This is a genomic window from Mesorhizobium hawassense, assembly GCF_003289945.1.
Lineage (GTDB): Bacteria > Pseudomonadota > Alphaproteobacteria > Rhizobiales > Rhizobiaceae > Mesorhizobium > Mesorhizobium hawassense.
The window spans coordinates 354,424-368,547 of the sequence record NZ_QMBP01000003.1; the positions used below are offsets into that span (position 1 = coordinate 354,424).

A 14,124-nucleotide genomic window follows, 5' to 3' on the forward strand; every position below is an offset into this window, starting at 1 on the left:
AATGGCGCTGAAGGACGCATTCGGCATCACCTATTCCGGTGCGACTGAAGCCGGGTTCTCGTCCTACGCCCGCGCCGTGCGTGAGCTGCAATGCTTCATCGGCGATCCGGTCGAATCGATCGACCGCGCCATTGCCGATGATCCGGCTTTCGTCATGGCGCACGTCTTCAAGGGCTATCTGTTCGGTCTCGCCACCGAGCGGGATGCATCGGCGGTTGCGCAGTCGTGCCATGTGGCTGCCTTGCCGTTAGCGGCAACGGCGCGTGAAAAGGCCCATGTTGCAGCGCTCGGCCATCTCGCGGCGGGTCGTTGGCATGAAGCCTCGCGTCTGCTCGAGGACATCGCCATCGACTTCCCACTCGACGCGGTGGCCTTGCAAACCGGGCATCAGATCGATTTCTTCACCGGCAATGCGCGCATGTTGCGCGACCGCATCGGCCGGGCGCTGCCGACCTGGCAGAAGGGCATGCCGGGCTATCACGCCATTCTCGGCATGCAGGCCTTCGGGCTGGAGGAAATGGGCGACTATGCGCGCGCCGAATCCTTTGGACGGCAGGCCGTCGAGATCGAACCGCGCGACGGCTGGGCGCAGCATGCCGTCGCGCATGTCATGGAAATGCAAAGCCGGCAAAGGGATGGCATCGCCTGGATGCGCGCCAATCCGGAGGCATGGACGAAGGAGAGCTTTCTCCAGGTCCACAATTGGTGGCATCTGGCGCTGTTCCATTACGATCTCGGCCAGACCGATGAGGTGCTCGGGCTCTATGACGGGCCGATCTATGGCCAAAGCTCGACGCTGGCGCTCAACATGGTCGACGCCTCGGCGATCCTGTGGCGGCTTCATCTCGGCGGCACCGATGTCGGCGACCGCTGGCAGGCTCTCGCAGCGAATTGGATGCCGAAGGCTGCGGCCAGCCATTACGCCTTCAACGACGCGCACGCGATGATGGCCTTTGTCGGCGCCAGGCTGGAAGCGGCGGCGAAAACGCTGATCGACGCGCAGCGCGAGGCGATGCAGGGCAGTGACGACAACGCCGCCTTCACGCGCGACGTCGGCCACCCGCTGACGCTTGCGATCAAAGCCTTTGGAGACGGCAATTACGACGAGTCCGTGCGCCTGATCCGGCCGATCCGCTCGATCGCCCATCGCTTCGGCGGCAGCCATGCGCAGCGTGACGTGATCGACCTGACACTGATCGAGGCCGCGTTGCGCGCCGGCGATACGGCGCTGGCGCGGGCGTTGACCGCCGAACGGCAACTGGCCCGGCCCGACAGCCCGCTATCGTCGCTGCTTTCGCGGCGCGCATCCGATTTGTCTGAGAATTGACCCGAGACGGATCTTGTCATAAGAACTGGCCTAGCCAGATTTTTTCGAGATCCGAAAAAATTAATGGCAATGGGAGGAAATCATGTATCTCGGCCTCGACCTGGGCACTTCTGGCGTCAAGGCGCTGCTGATCGACGACGGCCAGAAAGTCATCGGCTCAGGCCATGGTTCGCTCGATGTCTCGCGGCAGCATCCCGGCTGGTCCGAGCAGGATCCGGCGCATTGGATCGAGGCCTGCGAGGCGGCGATCGCCGCGCTCAAGGCTTCGCACCCGAAGGACCTGGCCGCGGTCAAAGGCATCGGCCTTTCGGGCCAGATGCACGGCGCCACCCTGCTGGACGCCTCGGACAAGGTGCTGCGACCTTGCATCCTGTGGAACGATACGCGCAGCAATGTCGAGGCCGCCGCGCTCGATGCCGATTCCCGCTTCCGCAAGCTGACCGGCAACATCGTTTTCCCCGGCTTCACCGCGCCAAAGCTTGCCTGGGTGAAGGAGCATGAAGCAAAGGTCTTCGCGGCGGTGGCCAAGGTGCTGCTGCCCAAGGACTATCTGCGTCTCTGGCTGACCGGCGAGCATATTTCGGAAATGTCGGACTCGGCCGGGACGTCCTGGCTCGATGTCGGCAAGCGGCGCTGGGCGCCCGAATTGCTGGCGGCGACGTCGCTCGACGAAAAGCACATGCCCTCGCTGGTCGAAGGTACCGCCAAGGCTGGCGGCTTGCGCGCTGAACTGGCGTCAAAGTGGGGCATCGCTACCGGCATCCCGATTGCCGGCGGCGCCGGCGACAATGCCGCCTCGGCCTGCGGCATGGGCACGGTCGGCGCCGGGCATGCTTTCGTGTCGCTCGGCACGTCGGGCGTGCTTTTTGCCGCCAACGCCTCCTATCTGCCCAACCCGGAAAGCGCGGTGCATACGTTCTGCCACGCGCTGCCCAACACCTGGCACCAGATGGGCGTCATCCTGTCGGCCACCGATTCGCTCAACTGGCTGTCGGAGATCACCGGCAAGGGCGCCGGCGAGCTGACCGCCGAGCTCGGCGATGCGCTGAAGGCGCCGACGGGCGTCTCCTTCCTGCCCTATCTTTCCGGCGAGCGGACGCCGCACAACGACTCCGCCATTCGCGGCTCCTTCACCGGGCTCGGACACGAGTCGAGCCGGGCCGTGCTGACGCAGGCCGTGCTCGAAGGCGTCGGCTTCGCTTTCCGCGATAGCCTCGAGGCGCTGAAGAAGGCCGGCACGACCTTGACGCGCGTGACGGCGATCGGCGGGGGTTCCCGCTCGCGCTACTGGCTGAAGGCAATCGCGACGGCGTTGCAGATGCCGGTCGATATTCCGGCCGATGGCGATTTCGGCGCCGCCTTTGGCGCGGCGCGGCTCGGCCTGATCGCCGCGACCGGCGCCGATCCGCTTGCGGTCTGCGCTGCGCCGGCAACGGATGCGACGATCGAGCCTGATGCCGGGCTTGGTGGGGCTTATGCGGACGCCTATCAGCGCTACCGCGCGCTTTATCCGGCGATCAGAGCTGTAACAGCATGAGTGGGAGTGAGGCACCTCGTAATCGCATGAGCGGGCGCGAGGCACCCCCCTCTGCCCTGCCGGGCATCTCCCCCGCAAGGGGGGAGATCAGCAGCTCCGGCGCAGCCGCACTATTTTCAACGCTGGCGATTGGCGAACAGGCAGGTGACAGCCAATCTCCCCCCTTGCGGGGGAGATTGCCGGCAGGCCAGAGGGGGGTGCCTCGCACCGCCCCGCCGCGATTAACCTCACTGCGCCGGCACCTTGTCCAGAAACCCGGTGACGCTCTTCAGGCGGCCATCCTCGATGACGCCGATGTCGGTGCCTTCGATAACGGACTCGACACCTTCCGGCCCGAGATTCCACGAGAAGCGGATGCGGTCGGCAAAGCCGTCGGGCTCACCCTTCAGCGAGAAACGGAAGCCGGCAAAGCGCTGCTGCACGCCGTCAATCAGCGCTGCGATGCCGTCATGGCCATCGCCCTGCATGACCGGGTCGCGATAGCTGACATCGCTGGTGAAGGCCGCTTCGAGCAGGGCCTTGCGGCGAGTCGCATCGCTCTCGTTCCAGGCGGTGATGTAGTTGCGGGCGATCGTGTTGAGGTCGGTCATTGTCATCTTCCTTCGTTGGATCGTTTCGACATGACCGTTTTCGCCTCACGAAAGAGCGAAACCAATTACGCCTGAGGTAATCGGGCGAAGAACTCGGAGAGGAAGGACAAGATGAGCAGCGGATTTTTCGGCGACATCCAGACAATCAAGTATGAGGGGCCGGATTCGACCAATCCGCTGGCCTATCGGTTCTACAATCCCGACGAGGTCGTCGCAGGCAAGCGGCTGGAAGACCATCTGCGCTTCGCCGTGGCTTATTGGCATTCCTTTGCCTGGCCGGGCGGCGATCCGTTCGGCGGCCAGACGTTCGACCGGCCGTGGTTCGCCAAGCCGGGCGGGATCGACACGATGGAACTGGCCAAGCTCAAGGCCGACGTCGCCTTCGAGATGTTCTCGCTGCTCGGTGCGCCTTATTTCTGTTTCCACGACGCCGATGTACGCCCCGAAGGCAAGGATTTCTCCGAAAGTGCCGCGCGCCTCGACGAGATCGCGGATTACTTCGCCGAGAAGATGAAGAAGACCGGCGTGAAGCTGCTCTGGGGCACGGCTAACCTGTTCTCGCATCGCCGTTTCATGTCGGGCGCGGCCACCAATCCCGATCCGGACGTGTTCGCGTATGCGGCGGCGACGGTGAAGAAGTGCATCGACGTCACCAAGAAGCTGAAGGGCGAGAATTATGTGCTGTGGGGCGGGCGCGAGGGCTATGAGACGCTGCTCAACACCGACCTCGCCCGCGAGCAGGAGCAGGCCGGACGCTTCCTCAACCTCGTCGTCGATTACAAGCACAAGATCGGCTTCAAGGGCACGATCCTGATCGAGCCGAAGCCGCAGGAGCCGACCAAGCACCAATACGACTATGACGTCGCCACGGTGTACGGCTTCCTCAAGCGCTTCGGGCTGGAGAAGGAGGTAAAACTCAACATCGAGCAGGGTCACGCGATCCTGGCCGGCCATTCCTTCGAGCATGAGCTGGCCCTGGCCAATGCTTTGGGCGTCTTCGGTTCCATCGACATGAACCGCAACGACTACCAGTCCGGCTGGGACACCGACCAGTTCCCCAACAACGTGCCGGAAATGGCGCTGGCCTATTACCAGGTCCTGCAAGGCGGTGGCTTCAAGACCGGCGGCACCAATTTCGACGCCAAGCTACGGCGCCAGTCCCTCGATCCGGAAGACCTGCTGATCGGTCATATCGGCGGCATGGATGCCTGCGCGCGCGGCCTCAAGGCGGCGGCGAAGATGATCGAGGACAAGGCGCTGTCCGGCCCGCTCGCCGAGCGCTATGCCGGCTGGAACACCGCCGAAGGCAAGGCGATGCTTGCCGGCAAGCGCACGCTGGAGGAGATCGCGGAACGCGTGGTGAAGAAGAAGATCGAGCCGCAACCGCGCTCCGGCCGGCAGGAGCTGCTCGAAAACATCGTCAACCGCTACGTCTGAAATCCGATCGGTGCACAGAAATCTGGCGCGTGCGGCCAGCAAGCCGCCGCGGCATTCTCTTATCGACAGCGCAAAGGCACGCCGGGAATCGCGTTGCCGCGATTTGCGAGCGGCTGACAAAACTTTGCCCCGCGCCGCCCCTCAATGACCTCGTTCTTGCCTTCAAACAGCCGTCACGGATCTCGTATAAACATGGCTCCTGTGGCGGGTGAAGAAGAAGGAGGCGAACCGATATGCAGCACGAACGCGAAATCGACGCCCTGCTCTCTCCAAGCGAGGCTGGCTCGATCATCGACCGGTTGATGGCGCTGCCGCACTCGAAAGACAGCGCCCGCAAGACAAATGAATGGGATCGCGCGGTCGCCGCGCGGTTGGAAACGGCGCTAGCCAAGAGCATGCGCTCGCGCATTGTGAACGAAAATCGCGACGCCGCCTGATTCTTCCTTGGCCTGATTCTTCAGTGGTTTGACGAACGGAGACTGTTTCTCCATCCTTCATCGATGATACGCGCGGTGCTGCTCGACCTTCTGGGTGTCGTCTACGATGGCGACGCCCAGATAGCGGGTGCCGCCGAGGCCATCGGGCGTCTGCGCGAAGCAGGCTTGCCGTTTCGCTTCGTCAGCAACACGACACGCTCGCCGCGCAGCGCGATCCTAGCGCAACTTGCCGCAATGGGCATAGAGGTCGCCGAGGAGGAACTGCTGACGCCGGCGCGCGCCGCCGTCGAATGGCTGCGCAAGCATGACCGCCAGCCGCATCTGCTCGTCCATCCCGACCTTGAGGTCGAGTTCTCCGGGCTGGAAGGCGGAAGCAGGCGAGCCGTCGTCATCGGTGACGCCGGCGAGGCCTTCGACTATGCCAGTCTCAACCGGGCTTTCCGCGAACTGGTCGCCGGCGCCGACTTCGTCGCGCTTGCCGTCAACCGCACCTTCAAGGATGCCGACGGACAGCTCAGCCTCGACGCCGGCGCCTTCGTCGCGGCGCTCGAGTTCGCCAGTGGCCGAACCCCGCTCGTGCTCGGCAAGCCGTCGCCGGATTTCTTCCTCTCGGCGCTTGCCGGCTTGAACTGTCCTGCGACCGATTCGGTCATGGTTGGCGACGATGCCGAGAGCGATGTCGCCGGCGCCTTGCGCGCCGGGCTTGGCGCGGCGCTGCTTGTGCGGACCGGCAAGTATCGGCCCAAGGATGAAGCTCGTTTCAATCCGGCGCCGACAGCCGTGGTCGATGATCTTGCCGGCGCGACCGACTGGATACTTAAAGCGCGTCGCGCTGAAACGGATTCAGGCGACGCGCTTTAAGTCTTTGTTTGATGCATGTCGTTGTCCCAAAACCGCTTCGCACTTTTGGGCAACATGCATTAGCCGCGCCGCAGCCTGACCGGCGCTTCGCCGAAGGCCCTGGAGAAGGCCCTGGAGAAGGCCGCCGCGGAGGAGAACCCCGTTCGCCCGGCAATATCCGCCATGGCAATGCGCGTATCGACCACCAGGCGACGGGCGGCGCTGAGGCGCAGCCGCAGATAGTAGGCGCCCGGCGTCTCGCCGATCGACTTGCGAAAAATGCTTTCCAGCGTCCTTGCCGTGACGCCGGCGCGTTTTGCCACCGCGTCTATGGTGAGCGGCTGGTCGACATGCGCTTCCATCAGCCGGATCGCCTGGGCAAGGCGCGGATCGTAGCCGTCGAGACGGCCGAGCGAGACCAGCGGCTGCGCGTCGGTCGCGGCGCGCGCCTGGTCGTAGATGAAGACGCTCGCCACATCGAGGGCGGCGGCCATTCCCAGCCTTGTGCGGACCAGGTGCAGCATCAGGTCGAAGGTCGGCGAGGCGCCGCCGGAGGTGAAGACCGGTCCGTCGATGACATAGCGGTCCGGCCGCACGTCGACACCCGGGAAGGCGGCGGAGAAATCCTCCATGTCCTCCCAATGCGTGGTGGCGCTGCGGCCTTCGAGCAGCCCGGCGCGCGCCACCAGCCAGGTGCCGGCCTCGACGCCGCCGCAGGCGCGGGCCGCACGCGCCGCGCGGCGCAAACCGGCAAGCAGCGCCGACGTGGCGTAGTTCTGCGTGCCGAAGCCGGCGACCACGACCAGCATGTCGGTCGGTTCGGCGGCATCGAAGCGGCCGCTGACCGCAACCGGCAGACCGCAGGTGGTGACCGGCGCCTCGCCGGTGACCGAGACCAGCTTGAAATCGAACAATGTCTCGCCGGAGATGCGGTTGGCGGCGCGCAACGGGTCGACGGCCGAAGCCACGCACATGATCGAGGAGCCCGAGAACACAAGGAACGTCACCTTGAGAGTCTCGTGCTCGGCGCGAAAGATGCTCGGCTTTTCGCTTTTGATCATGGAGGCTTCGTAAAACGCAAAACAGTTTCCCGCAAGTCGGTCATTCTAGAGGCCTGATCGAATTTGGGAGGAGAAACCATGCCGCTTGCGATGAACCGCGAGGTTTTCATTACCTGTGCCGTGACCGGCTCCGGCGGCACGCAGGACCGCAGTCCGCATGTGCCACGCTCGCCCAAGCAGATCGCTGATTCGGCGATCGACGCGGCCAAGGCGGGCGCCGCCATCGTCCATTGCCATGTCCGCGACCCCGAGACCGGCAAGCCTCGGCGTGACGTGCATCTCTACCGCGAAGTGACCGAGCGCATCCGCGACGCCAATATCGACGTGGTGCTCAACCTCACCGCCGGCATGGGCGGCGACATGGTGTTCGGCTCGACCGAGGCACCGCTGCCCTTGAACGAAAAGGGCACTGACATGGGTGGCGCCACCAACCGCATGGAGCATGTCCGGCAGTGCCTGCCGGAGATCTGCACGCTGGATTGCGGCACGATGAACTTCAACGAGGCCGATTACGTCATGACCAACCCGCCCGGCATGCTGCGCGCCATGGGCGGCATGATGACGGCGCTGGGTGTCAAGCCCGAGATCGAGGCGTTCGACACCGGCCATCTGTGGTTCGCCAAGCAGCTGGTCGAGGAAAAGGTGCTCAACGCCGACGCGCTGGTGCAGCTCTGCATGGGCGTGCCGTGGGGCGCGCCGGACGACCTCAACACCTTCATGGCGATGGTCAACAACGTGCCCTCGACCTGGAACTGGTCGGCCTTCTCGATCGGCCGCAACCAGATGGCTTATGCCGCGGCGGCCGTGCTTGCCGGCGGCAATGTCCGCGTCGGCCTGGAAGACAATCTGTGGCTCGACAAGGGCGTGCTGGCGACCAACGCGCAGCTCGTCGAGCGCGCCGCCAGCATCGTCACCAATCTCGGCGCCCGCATCCTCGGGCCGGAGGAAGTGCGCAAGAAGCTCAACCTCACCAAACGGGCACCGCTCGCCGCAGCTGCATAAAGCGGGGTTGAAGATGACCACCGTCAAATTCACCGCGATGAAGGACGGCGACAGGCAAGACTACGAGTTCCTGACCGCCCATGAGATCGACTATGCCGCCAAGACCGGCGAGCGGCTGCTGGATGCGCTGGTGCAGCTCGACGAAGGCCTGTCCGGCTACAAGATCACCCGGCTCGGCCATTCGCTGCAGGCGGCAACGCGCGCCTGGCGTGACGGCGCCGACACCGACTGGATCGCCTGCACGCTGCTGCACGACATCGGCGACATCTACGCGCCCTACAATCACGACGAATATGCCGCTTCGATCCTGAAACCCTTCGTGCGCGAGCAATGCACTTGGGTGGTGGAAAAGCACGGCGACTTCCAGCGCCTCTATTACGCGCACCATGTCGGTGGCAACCGGCATGCCCGCGACCGCTTCGCCGGCCATCCTTATTTCGACGACTGCGACCAGTTCTGCGAGCGCTGGGACCAGTCGAGCTTCGACCCCGACTACGAGACGCTGCCGATCGCCTTCTTCCGGCCCTTCGTGCTCGAAGTGTTCGCCCGCAAGGCCTACGACCCGGCGGTGATCCGCGCCGGCGAGCGCGTGGCCCTCACCGATCCTGATACAGCCAAGACGAGAACCGGAGCCTGACCATGAGCATCATCAACAAGGCGGCCGCCATCGGCGGCGGTGTCATCGGCGCCGGCTGGGTTGCGCGGCTGCTGCTCAACGGCATCGACGTCTCGATCTTCGATCCGGATCCGGAAGCGTCGCGCAAGGTGGGTGAAGTGATGAAGGGCGCGCGCCGCGCCTACAAGCAGATGCTGCCCGGCGGCCTGCCCAAGGAAGGCAAGCTGACCTTCGCCAAGACCATCGCCGAAGCGGTGGCCGACGCCGATTTCATCCAGGAGAGCGTGCCGGAGCGGCTCGACCTCAAGCACAAGGTGCTGGCCGAGATCGACGCGCATGCGCCGGCCAATGCCATCGTCGGCTCGTCGACCTCCGGCATCAAGCCGACCGACATGCAGGTGGCGATGAAGAAGCATCCCGAGCGGCTGGTCGTCGGCCATCCGTTCAACCCGGTCTATCTGTTGCCGCTGGTCGAGATCGTCGGCGGCCAGCAGACGTTCCCGGAAGCGATCGAGGTCGCCAAGGAGCTCTATGCCTCGATCGGCATGAAGCCGGTGGTGGTGCGCAAGGAGATCGAGGCCTTCGTCGGCGACCGCCTGCTCGAAGCCGCATGGCGCGAGGCACTTTGGCTGGTCAAGGACGGCATCTGCACCGTCGAGGAACTCGACGACATCATGCGCTATTCCTTCGGCCTGCGCTGGGCGCAGATGGGCATGTTCCAGGTCTACCGCGTCGCCGGCGGCGAGGCCGGCATGCGCCACTTCATGGCGCAGTTCGGACCCTGCCTCAAATGGCCGTGGACCAAGCTGATGGACGTGCCGGAGTTCAACGACGAGCTGGTCGACCTGATCGCCACCCAGTCGGACGAGCAGGCGCATGGTCTGTCGATCCGCGAATTGGAGAAGATCCGCGACGACAATCTGGTCGCCATCATGGAAGCGCTGTCGAAGCAGAACAAGGGCAAGGGTTGGGGCGCCGGCGCGCTGCACAAGGATTATACCAAGCAGCTCGCCAAGCTGGCGGCGAAGCCGGCCGCCGCCAAGACCGCCGACAAGGCCGCCAAGCCGGCGAAGAAGGCCGCAAAGCCGGCAAAGGCCGAGAAGTCCGCCAAGACTGACAAGGCGAAAAAGAGCAAGAAGAAGGGCTGAGGGCGATGGATTTCGGGCTCTCCGAGGAACAAAAACTCATCGTCGAGACGACGCGCGCCTTCGTCGAGAATGAGCTCTACCCGCACGAGCGCGAAGTCGAGCGCACCGGCGTGCTGCGCCGCGAGCTGATCGAGGAGATCAAGGCCAAGGCGATCGAGGCCGGCCTCTACGCCGCCAACATGCCGGCCGATGTGGGTGGCGCGGGCCTCGATACGGTGAGCTGGCTGCTCTACGAAAAGGAACTCGGCCGCGCCAATTACGCGCTGCACTGGACCTGCGTGGCGCGTCCGTCCAACATCTTGCTCGCCGGCACGCCGGAGCAGCGCGAAAAATATCTCTTCCCCTGCATCCGCGGCGAGAAGTCGGACTGCCTTGCGATGACCGAGCCCGGCGCCGGCTCGGATTTGCGCGGCATGAAGGCAACGGCGGTGCAGGACGGCGACGACTGGGTGCTGAACGGCACCAAGCATTTCATCAGCCACGCCGACATCGCCGATTTCGCCATCGTGTTCATGGCCTCGGGCGAAGAGGATTCGCCGCGCGGCAAGCGCAAGAAGATCACCGCCTTCTTCGTCGACAAGGGCACCAAGGGTTTCACGGTGCGCGACGGCTACCGCAATGTCTCGCATCGCGGCTACACAAACTCGATCCTCGAATTCGACGACTGCCGGCTGCCGGCGAGCCAGGTGCTCGGCGAAGTGCACAAAGGCTTCGACGTCGCCAACTCCTGGCTCGGCGCCACGCGCCTGCAGGTCGGCGCCACCTGCCTCGGCCGCGCCGAGCGCGCGCTGTCGCACGCCATCGAATATGCCGCGCAGCGCCAGCAGTTCCGTCAGCAGATCGGCAAGTTCCAGGGCGTCTCGTTCAAGCTCGCCGACATGGCGACGGAGCTGAAAGCCGCCGACCTGATGGTGTTCGAAGCTGGCTGGAAGTACGATCAGGGCACCGTCACCGATCAGGACATGGCCATGGCCAAGCTGAAGGCCACGGAAATGCTGGCCTACGTCGCCGACGAAGCGATCCAGATCCATGGCGGCATGGGGCTGATGGACGACCTGCCGCTGGAACGCATCTGGCGCGACGCGCGAGTCGAGCGCATCTGGGAAGGCACGTCGGAGATTCAGCGACATATTATTTCGCGGGCGTTGCTGCGTCCGTTCGGTGCTTAGAGCATGATGGGCCAAAGCCAGGATCCGGCTTTGGACAGGATCATGCTCAAACGAAAAGATGGCCATGCATAAACTCGAACGTCTCCTGCGCCCGAAGTCGATCGCCGTGTTCGGCGGGGCGCAGGCCGCCGCCGTCGTGGCGCAATCGATCAAGATGGGCTTTGCCGGCGAAATCTGGCCGGTGCATCCGACCAAGGACGAGGTCGCCGGACGCAAGGCCTACCGCTCCGTCGCCGATCTTCCGGGCGCGCCGGACGCCGCCTTTGTCGGCGTCAACCGGCACCTCAGCATCGAGGTGGTCAAGGCGCTGGCCGAGCGCGGCGCGGGCGGCGCCGTCTGCTTCGCGGCGGGCTTCCTCGAGACCGAGGCCTATGACGAGGACGGCGAGCGGCTGCAGGCGGAGCTCGTCACTGCTGCCGGCGAGATGCCGATCATCGGTCCGAACTGCTACGGCCTGATCAACTATGCCGACGGCGCGCTGTTGTGGCCCGACCAGCACGGCGGCATCCGGCTACCCGAGGGCGGCAAGGGCGTGGCCATCATCACCCAGTCGTCCAACATCGCGATCAACATGACGATGCAGAAGCGCGGCCTGCCCATCGCCTTCTTGATGACGGCCGGCAACCAGGCGCAGACCGGCCTGTCCGAAATGGCGCTCGGCCTGATCGAGGACGAACGCGTCACCTCGCTCGGCATGCATATCGAAGCGTTCGACTCGGTCGCCGGCTTCGAGCGGCTGGCGGCGCGAGCGCGCGAACTGAGGAAGCCGATCATCGCCATGAAGGTCGGTCGCTCGGAGCAGGCGCGGCAGGCGACGGTCTCGCATACGGCCTCACTCGCCGGCTCGGACGCCGCCTCCGGCGCTTTCCTCAAACGTCTCGGCATCGCGCGCGTCGATTCCATACCCGCCTTCATCGAGGCGCTGAAGCTGCTGCACATCACCGGACCGCTGCCCGGCTACAAGCTTTCGTCGATGAGCTGCTCGGGCGGCGAGGCTTCGGTGATGGCCGACAGCGCCGAAGGGCGCTGGGTGCATTTCCCGACGCTGACCGACCAGCATCGCGCCCATGTCAAATCGACGCTCGGACCGCTGGTCGCGGTCGCCAATCCGCTCGACTACCACACCTTCATCTGGAACAACGAGCCGGCGATGACGGCCACCTTCACCGCCATGGTGTCGGGTGGCTTCGACCTCAACATGCTGGTGCTCGACTTCCCGCGTCCCGACCGCTGCTCGGACGTCGACTGGTGGGCGACGCTGCGCGCCTTCGAGGCGGCGCTGAAGACCAACAAGGCGCAGGGCGCGATCGTCTCCTCGCTGCCGGAAAACCTGCCCGAGGAATACACCGCCGGCCTGATGGCGCGCGGCATGGTGCCCCTGTTCGGTATTTCCGAAGCCATGGACGCCGCCGGAGCCGCAGCCTTCATCGGTTGGGCCTGGGCTGAACCGCAGGCGCAGCCGGTCGACACCACGGCGGCGGGAGCGTCGGAAGCCAAGCGCGTGACGCCGGACGAGGCCGAAGCCAAGGACAGGCTGATCAAGGCCGGGCTGCCGGTGCCGAAAGGCGAACGCGGCTCCAACGCGGTCGAGGCAGTGATCTCGTCCATGACGCTGGGTTTCCCGGTGGCACTGAAGGCGCTCGGTGTGACGCACAAGTCGGAAGTCGGCGCCGTCAGGCTGAACCTAAAGGACGCCGAATCCGTCAGCGCCGCCGCACATGACCTTCTGCCGCTCGGCACCGGGCTTTATGCCGAGCGCATGGTGCGCGACGGCGTCGCCGAGCTGATCGTCGGCTTCACCCGCGATCCGATGTTCGGCGTGGTGATGACGCTCGGCACCGGCGGCGTGCTGGTCGAGCTTTTGCGCGACAGCGTCACCCTGATGCTGCCGGCAACGCGCGACGACATCGAGGCGGCATTGCGTGGGCTCAAGCTCTATCCGCTGCTCGAAGGCTATCGAGGCCGGCCGAAGGCCGATGTCGCTGCCGCCATCGATGCCATCGCAGGCATTGCCGACTTCGTGCAGAAGAACGAAGGCGAGATCGAGGAGCTCGACATCAACCCGCTGATCGTCTGCGCCCAGGGCAAGGGCGCGTGGATCGCGGATGCCCTGCTGGTGCTTGGAGAAAAGAAGAATGGCTGACGTCATCACCACCCGCCGCGAGGGCGCTATCCTCGAGGTCACGCTCGACCGGCCGAAGGCCAATGCCATCGACCTGAAGACGTCGCGGCTGATGGGTGAGACCTTCAAGGCGTTCCGCGACGATCCTGAGCTGCGCGTCGCCATCGTCAAGACGGCCGGCGACAAGTTCTTCAGCGCCGGCTGGGACCTGAAGGCGGCGGCCGCCGGCGACGCGGTCGACGGCGACTATGGCGTCGGCGGCTTTGCCGGGCTGCAGGAATTGCGCGACCTCAACAAGCCGGTGATCGCCTGCGTCAACGGCATGGCGGTGGGCGGCGGCTTCGAGCTGGCGCTGTCCTGCGACTTGATCTACGCCTCGGACCATTCCTCCTTCGCGCTTCCGGAGATCCGCGCCGGCACGCTGGCCGACGCCGCGACCATCAAGCTGCCGAAGCGCATTCCCTATCATATCGCCATGGACCTCCTGTTCACCGGCCGCTGGATGGATGTCGCCGAGGCGCATCGCTGGGGCCTAGTCAACGAGGTGCTGCCCAAGGACAAGCTCGAGGAGCGCGTCTGGGAGATCGCGCGGCTTCTGGCCAGCGGCCCGCCGCTGGTCTTCGCGTCGATCAAGGAAACGGCGCGGGTGGCCGAGGCGCTGACCTTCCAGGAGGCGATGAACAAGGTGACGCGCAGGCAGTTGCCAACGGTGGATGTTCTCTATGGGTCGGAAGACAATATGGAAGGGTTCCGGGCGTTCGCGGAGAAGCGCGACCCGGTGTGGAAGGGGAAGTGACCCCGCGGAGATGACAGAGCCATCCCCGAAAATTGGTCATCC

Annotated in this window: 13 protein-coding genes; 11 read left to right on the forward strand and 2 right to left on the reverse strand. The window is 65.0% G+C overall.

Annotated features, from left to right (window positions below):
- Position 1 precedes the first annotated feature (1 nt).
- Both DPM33_RS08985 and xylB read left to right on the forward strand, forming a co-directional pair.
- On the forward strand, positions 2-1,327 hold the full coding sequence (locus DPM33_RS08985) for a tetratricopeptide repeat protein (RefSeq protein WP_112097291.1): 1,326 nt from the start codon (positions 2-4) through the stop codon (positions 1,325-1,327).
- An 82-nt stretch (positions 1,328-1,409) separates the two neighbouring features.
- Positions 1,410-2,864, forward strand: a complete 1,455-nt coding sequence (gene xylB, locus DPM33_RS08990; protein ID WP_112097045.1) for a xylulokinase — start codon at positions 1,410-1,412, stop codon at positions 2,862-2,864.
- 227 nt (positions 2,865-3,091) lie between these two features.
- Here xylB and DPM33_RS09000 read toward each other — a convergent pair whose 3' ends face one another.
- Positions 3,092-3,454, reverse strand: a complete 363-nt coding sequence (locus tag DPM33_RS09000) for a nuclear transport factor 2 family protein (RefSeq protein WP_112097046.1) — start codon at positions 3,452-3,454, stop codon at positions 3,092-3,094.
- A gap of 111 nt (positions 3,455-3,565) precedes the next feature.
- Here DPM33_RS09000 and xylA point away from each other — a divergent pair, with 111 nt between their 5' ends.
- From xylA to DPM33_RS09015, 3 genes are all read left to right on the forward strand, one after another.
- The gene (gene xylA, locus DPM33_RS09005) at positions 3,566-4,891 is read left to right on the forward strand and encodes a xylose isomerase (RefSeq protein ID WP_112097047.1); all 1,326 of its coding nucleotides are present in this window, start codon (positions 3,566-3,568) and stop codon (positions 4,889-4,891) included.
- A gap of 233 nt (positions 4,892-5,124) precedes the next feature.
- Positions 5,125-5,328 carry a hypothetical protein gene (locus tag DPM33_RS09010; RefSeq protein WP_112097048.1) on the forward strand — a complete coding sequence of 68 codons (204 nt, stop codon included), beginning with the start codon at positions 5,125-5,127 and terminating at the stop codon, positions 5,326-5,328.
- Positions 5,329-5,391: 63 nt separating this feature from the next.
- A complete protein-coding gene (locus DPM33_RS09015; RefSeq protein ID WP_112097049.1) occupies positions 5,392-6,189 on the forward strand; it encodes a TIGR01458 family HAD-type hydrolase in 798 nt (265 codons plus the stop codon).
- 59 nt (positions 6,190-6,248) lie between these two features.
- Here the strand turns inward: DPM33_RS09015 and DPM33_RS09020 are convergent, their stop codons facing one another.
- Entirely contained in the window at positions 6,249-7,229 is a 981-nt protein-coding gene (locus DPM33_RS09020; protein ID WP_112097050.1) for a GlxA family transcriptional regulator, read from the reverse strand.
- Positions 7,230-7,307: 78 nt separating this feature from the next.
- On the opposite strand from DPM33_RS09020, the gene bcoG reads away from it, so the two are divergent.
- The 6 genes from bcoG (at position 7,308) to DPM33_RS09050 (ending at position 14,082) form a co-directional block, all read left to right on the forward strand.
- A complete protein-coding gene (gene bcoG, locus DPM33_RS09025) occupies positions 7,308-8,231 on the forward strand; it encodes a 3-dehydrocarnitine:acetyl-CoA trimethylamine transferase BcoG (protein WP_112097051.1) in 924 nt (307 codons plus the stop codon).
- Positions 8,232-8,244: 13 nt separating this feature from the next.
- The gene (locus DPM33_RS09030; protein WP_112097292.1) at positions 8,245-8,868 is read left to right on the forward strand and encodes an HD domain-containing protein; all 624 of its coding nucleotides are present in this window, start codon (positions 8,245-8,247) and stop codon (positions 8,866-8,868) included.
- A gap of 2 nt (positions 8,869-8,870) precedes the next feature.
- Positions 8,871-9,995 carry a carnitine 3-dehydrogenase gene (locus tag DPM33_RS09035; RefSeq protein WP_112097052.1) on the forward strand — a complete coding sequence of 375 codons (1,125 nt, stop codon included), beginning with the start codon at positions 8,871-8,873 and terminating at the stop codon, positions 9,993-9,995.
- Between the two features lie 5 nt (positions 9,996-10,000).
- On the forward strand, positions 10,001-11,164 hold the full coding sequence (locus DPM33_RS09040) for an acyl-CoA dehydrogenase family protein (RefSeq protein ID WP_112097053.1): 1,164 nt from the start codon (positions 10,001-10,003) through the stop codon (positions 11,162-11,164).
- A gap of 64 nt (positions 11,165-11,228) precedes the next feature.
- Positions 11,229-13,307 carry an acetate--CoA ligase family protein gene (locus DPM33_RS09045; protein ID WP_112097293.1) on the forward strand — a complete coding sequence of 693 codons (2,079 nt, stop codon included), beginning with the start codon at positions 11,229-11,231 and terminating at the stop codon, positions 13,305-13,307.
- The gene (locus tag DPM33_RS09050; RefSeq protein ID WP_112097054.1) at positions 13,300-14,082 is read left to right on the forward strand and encodes a carnitinyl-CoA dehydratase; all 783 of its coding nucleotides are present in this window, start codon (positions 13,300-13,302) and stop codon (positions 14,080-14,082) included. Before DPM33_RS09045 ends, DPM33_RS09050 begins: the two co-directional genes overlap by 8 nt.
- Positions 14,083-14,124 lie beyond the last annotated feature (42 nt).

What these genes read in the sequence shown, in the direction of transcription:
- DPM33_RS09035 (WP_112097052.1), top strand. Translation starts at nt 8,871, where the DNA reads ATGAGCATCATCAACAAGGCGGCCGCCATCGGCGGCGGTGTCATCGGC.
- DPM33_RS09040 (WP_112097053.1), top strand. Translation starts at nt 10,001, where the DNA reads ATGGATTTCGGGCTCTCCGAGGAACAAAAACTCATCGTCGAGACGACG.
- DPM33_RS09045 (WP_112097293.1), top strand. Translation starts at nt 11,229, where the DNA reads ATGCATAAACTCGAACGTCTCCTGCGCCCGAAGTCGATCGCCGTGTTC.
- bcoG (WP_112097051.1), top strand. Translation starts at nt 7,308, where the DNA reads ATGCCGCTTGCGATGAACCGCGAGGTTTTCATTACCTGTGCCGTGACC.
- DPM33_RS09050 (WP_112097054.1), top strand. Translation starts at nt 13,300, where the DNA reads ATGGCTGACGTCATCACCACCCGCCGCGAGGGCGCTATCCTCGAGGTC.
- DPM33_RS09015 (WP_112097049.1), top strand. Translation starts at nt 5,392, where the DNA reads ATGATACGCGCGGTGCTGCTCGACCTTCTGGGTGTCGTCTACGATGGC.
- xylA (WP_112097047.1), top strand. Translation starts at nt 3,566, where the DNA reads ATGAGCAGCGGATTTTTCGGCGACATCCAGACAATCAAGTATGAGGGG.
- xylB (WP_112097045.1), top strand. Translation starts at nt 1,410, where the DNA reads ATGTATCTCGGCCTCGACCTGGGCACTTCTGGCGTCAAGGCGCTGCTG.
- DPM33_RS09000 (WP_112097046.1), bottom strand. Translation starts at nt 3,454, where the DNA reads ATGACCGACCTCAACACGATCGCCCGCAACTACATCACCGCCTGGAAC.
- DPM33_RS09030 (WP_112097292.1), top strand. Translation starts at nt 8,245, where the DNA reads ATGACCACCGTCAAATTCACCGCGATGAAGGACGGCGACAGGCAAGAC.
- DPM33_RS09010 (WP_112097048.1), top strand. Translation starts at nt 5,125, where the DNA reads ATGCAGCACGAACGCGAAATCGACGCCCTGCTCTCTCCAAGCGAGGCT.
- DPM33_RS09020 (WP_112097050.1), bottom strand. Translation starts at nt 7,229, where the DNA reads ATGATCAAAAGCGAAAAGCCGAGCATCTTTCGCGCCGAGCACGAGACT.
- DPM33_RS08985 (WP_112097291.1), top strand. Translation starts at nt 2, where the DNA reads ATGGCGCTGAAGGACGCATTCGGCATCACCTATTCCGGTGCGACTGAA.